4 protein-coding genes are annotated in these 3,915 nt (G+C 44.7%); 1 reads left to right on the forward strand and 3 read right to left on the reverse strand.

Going from position 1 to position 3,915, the window contains the following annotated elements:
• Window positions 1-177 precede the first annotated feature (177 nt).
• Window positions 178-486, forward strand: a complete 309-nt coding sequence (locus JX312_RS14345) for a M23 family metallopeptidase (protein WP_204457940.1) — start codon at window positions 178-180, stop codon at window positions 484-486.
• 4 nt (window positions 487-490) lie between these two features.
• Here the strand turns inward: JX312_RS14345 and JX312_RS10335 are convergent, their stop codons facing one another.
• The 3 genes from JX312_RS10335 to JX312_RS14350 all read right to left on the reverse strand — a co-directional run bounded on the left by JX312_RS10335 (window position 491) and on the right by JX312_RS14350 (window position 3,707).
• Complete coding sequence (locus tag JX312_RS10335) at window positions 491-1,540, reverse strand: tyrosine-type recombinase/integrase (protein ID WP_204457941.1); 1,050 nt, start codon at window positions 1,538-1,540, stop codon at window positions 491-493.
• Between the two features lie 3 nt (window positions 1,541-1,543).
• Window positions 1,544-2,536, reverse strand: coding sequence for a tyrosine-type recombinase/integrase (locus JX312_RS10340; protein ID WP_204457942.1), 993 nt, complete (start codon window positions 2,534-2,536; stop codon window positions 1,544-1,546).
• Entirely contained in the window at window positions 2,529-3,707 is a 1,179-nt protein-coding gene (locus JX312_RS14350; protein ID WP_370541499.1) for a tyrosine-type recombinase/integrase, read from the reverse strand. The genes JX312_RS10340 and JX312_RS14350 overlap by 8 nt, the downstream gene beginning before the upstream one ends.
• Window positions 3,708-3,915 lie beyond the last annotated feature (208 nt).

A 3,915-nucleotide genomic window follows, 5' to 3' on the forward strand; every position in this document is an offset into this window, starting at 1 on the left:
CAGAAAATCGCGTAACCAACATGAATACAGAGTTTAACAATTTCGCATTAACAGATTTTAAGAGACGCCAGTGAGAAAAGATCTATTTTGTCAGCTCCACTGAGAAAGATTATTGTTACATCCCATTTTGGGAGGCGTACAGATCCGTTTACAAAAAAATCCAGATGGCATAATGGCGTGGATTTAAAAGCAGTTGCCGGAGAACCGACATATGCAATGTTCGNGGGAGTGGTTGCCGAGGTGGGTTTTGATAATAGCAGGGGCCGGTATGTTATAGTCCGTAGTGGTCGGTATGCTTTTGAGTATTATCATTTAAGCCGGTGTCTTGTGTCCGAAGGAAGCTTGGTTTTAGCGGGAGATTCGATTGGGAATGCCGGTTCCACTGGTCGTTCTACTGGTCCCCATCTTCACATCACTTTAAAATGTGATGGAGTAAGCATCAACCCGGCGATTCTTATTGACAGGATAAGGCGTCATCGCTATTGATTATTTAATGATTTCTGGAACCAAGCCTTTTAAGCCATTCTTTAAGGTTCCTGTCTGTTTCCCAAGACGGTCTCGATCCATCATCTGAAGTCTCGGGGATGACATCCCTGTATGCTTTCTCCAGGGCCTCCCGTTTCTGCCTGGAGTCCGCACGGGCATATATTTCAGTAGTCAGGATTGAGACATGTCCGAGAATATCTCTGATATATACAAGATTCACTCCGGCTTGCAAAAGATGCATTGCCCTTGTGTGACGTAGGCAATGNGGAGACAGTTTCACAGGAACTAANTCAGGATTNGCAGAATGAGCCTTTCGGATGTATTTCATAAGTATATACGTTACCCCTGCACATGTGAGCCGTCCTCCAACTCTATTTTTAAATAATGGTTCCGTCTGCATTTCCGGCCGATGCAGAAGGTTGTCATTAAGGTATTCGGTCAGTAGTGCCACGTTCTTCTTTTGCAGAGGCACCGCCCTGTTTTTGTTTCCTTTCCCTTGAAGAACCAGATACGCCGGTTCTTCAAGGTGAAGGTCGCAGGGACGTAAAAGTACCAGCTCATTGACCCTCGCCCCTGTGTCATAGAGCAGTGCCAGCATGGCAAGATCTCGTCGGTGGCTGATTGTGTCTGTTGGAATTTGGTNTANCAACAGCCTTATTCCGTCAACTGATAGAAACAACATGGGCTTGGCAGTACCTTTCTTTGTTTTTATGGTCAGCACATCCTGCCATCTGTCAATATGAGGCACATCAACACGTTGCAGGTATCGGCATAACGAGTGGATAGCGGCAAGCCGCTGATTGCGGGTTGATACCGAGACATTTTTCTTGTCCTCAAGCCATGAAAGGTATTCAAGCACAAGTTTTTTTGTGACATACGCCGTGGTGATACGTTCTGAACGAATGTGTTGTGTCGTTTCAATGAAATCAATATATGATGACAACGCATTGGCATAAGATCTTACAGTGTGGGGACTGCAACCTTTCTCGGCACACAAATAGACCGAAAAGAAGTTTCCGATGTATCTGGCTATATATGTTTCTGTCCTGTTCATAAACTATATTGTTTTTATCGTTGGGAATACGTATTCTGATATGGGTGTGGTCAGTTCGGAGAAGTCTGGATATGCCTGATTGGTGATTCTGACATAATATTCGGTGTCGGTGACACATTTGTGCCCTAACGCCACGGACAGTACCGGCAGGATGCAGTAAACATCACGGCCCTCTTTTGCCATCCGGTCAAGAGCATGCACGGCAAAGGTGTGTCGGAGGTCGTGTATCCTCGGTCCAATTCCGGGTATGTACTTTATGTCAGCATCCCTGAGTATCTTATGGAACCATGCGCCTATGCAGCTCGGATGTAGCCTATCGCCCCTGAGATTCACCAAAAAATAAGAGTCGGGATTATCTATTTTTTTGACAGGTAGTTTGCTCCTATAATCAAGATATTGCGTTACTGCATATTGAAGCGTAGGGATTATAGGCAGTAGGCGTTCCTGCCTGTTTTTCGTATTCCGGACGGTTATCTTACCCGTTTGTATATCAACATCTGAATTCTTCAGGCTGCACGCCTCTCCGATTCTCATACCGGTCGAGTAAAGAAGCCGAAGAAGAACCGGGACTGAAAATATTACTGAATGATAGCGCAACGAACCGAGGCGTAAGGCGTCGGCTGCTCGAAAAATCTTCTGTATTTCCTCCCTGGAATAGATATATGGCGTATACGTCTTTTTGGGTTTGCGGGGATATGCCGGCACCTCGCATTTTATTCCGAGTCTGATAAGATATTTACAGAACTGACCGATGGCGCTACTCTTCTCATNNATTGTTGCGNGCTTGTTCCCGGACATGGTTTTCTCAACCCAATGGGCTATTGTTTCTGCCCTCAGCTCTACATTAGGGATACTTTCCTGAGTGGCGAATCGGTCAAAAAGACGCAATGCGTCATAGAGTCCGCTGCGGGGACTAAGACCGCCGGCATCCTTCATGGCTACAAAACGTTCCAGATACGGTGCAAACACGCTGGTGTATTTCCTGTTCTCATTCATAAAATCCACCGTTTGATTGATTGTAAAAATTATCATCCACTTGTGGCACATCATGCATACAACGTGTCAATGAATTGATGTCTATGCGCAAGTAGTTCATTGTCACGTCAGTCCCACTATGGCCCAACGTTTCAGAGATGCACACGAGCCCTGTCCCTTGCTGGAGCAGACGGGTCGCAAGTGAAAACCGCATTGAATGAGGCCCGTGTTTACGTCCGGCGGTATGTATGTTGCTTCCCACAATCACATTTGAAATGTGTCTTGCTGCACCGGATCGGTTCATTGGGGTATATGGAAGTACATGAGTCACGAAAATATTGGGGCTTGATGTCTTTGGTCTTACTTTCAGATATGACACAATCGCNTCTCCGACATCTTTCAACAAAGGCAGTTCAACGGTTCTACCTGTTTTCGCTTGAATGATATTCAGCATGGATCTGTCCCAGTCCAAATCGTCAAATGTANGTCCGATGATGTCGGAAATCCTTAAACCGAGCCTCGTGGAAAGGAGGAGCATGGCATATGTGCGCTTACCTATCGGGCCGCTACGATCAACATGGGATTNTATGGCCTTAATTTCGTCCCNTTCATATGTCGATGGCAATCTACTTGTTCTCGTCGAATGCATTAACTCAAAGATATATGTCATATCCTTTATGTCGGGATGCCTTTTAGATACATACCGGTAGAATTGCCTCATGGTGCTAAGACGGNTGCNTTTCGATTCCTCCACATTGAGAAACGCAATGATGTCGGACTCTTCTATCTGGGCAAAAGTGGTCTTTCCATTGACATTTAATGATGTCACAAAGTATGAGAGAAGTCTCTGATAATTCTCGACGGTAATAAGCCGGCAACGTTGTCCTATCTTATAGACAAGGAATTCTTTGCAGACAGCTCCTATTTCGCCGGGTAATGGGGGTTCTGCGACACGTTTGGCATGTTTAGGTATGTTACCGGTTTGGAAAAATGCATCTAATATTCTGATACTTCGCTTATACCGTCTTTGTGCGGACGGAGTAAGTGTTGGAAGTGTCTCAAATAGGAACCGCCTCCCAATCTCACAAGTATAAGCCGTTGCTCCGATCTTTTTAAGGTAAGGCAACACATGGAGTATCCATCGGCGCATGTGGACTTTTACGCAGCCGGGGGAATAGCCTGATTNATCCATTTGTCTTGAACAATTCCGGATGAGTTCATCGAAAGAGGAAATTGAGGTGGTCTTGGCTGTAAATTTTAGAAGTTTATCATTTTAACACATAAATTGTGTCAATAGTTTAATATTATCCAAACATATTATCTTAAAGATAAATTGGTGTGCAATGATATACATGTTCATAGTCAATATTGCTTTGGANANCGTTATNCTNTNGATAATA

The organism is Barnesiella sp. CU968 (assembly GCF_905219685.1).
GTDB classification, from domain to species: domain Bacteria; phylum Bacteroidota; class Bacteroidia; order Bacteroidales; family Muribaculaceae; genus Lepagella; species Lepagella muris_A.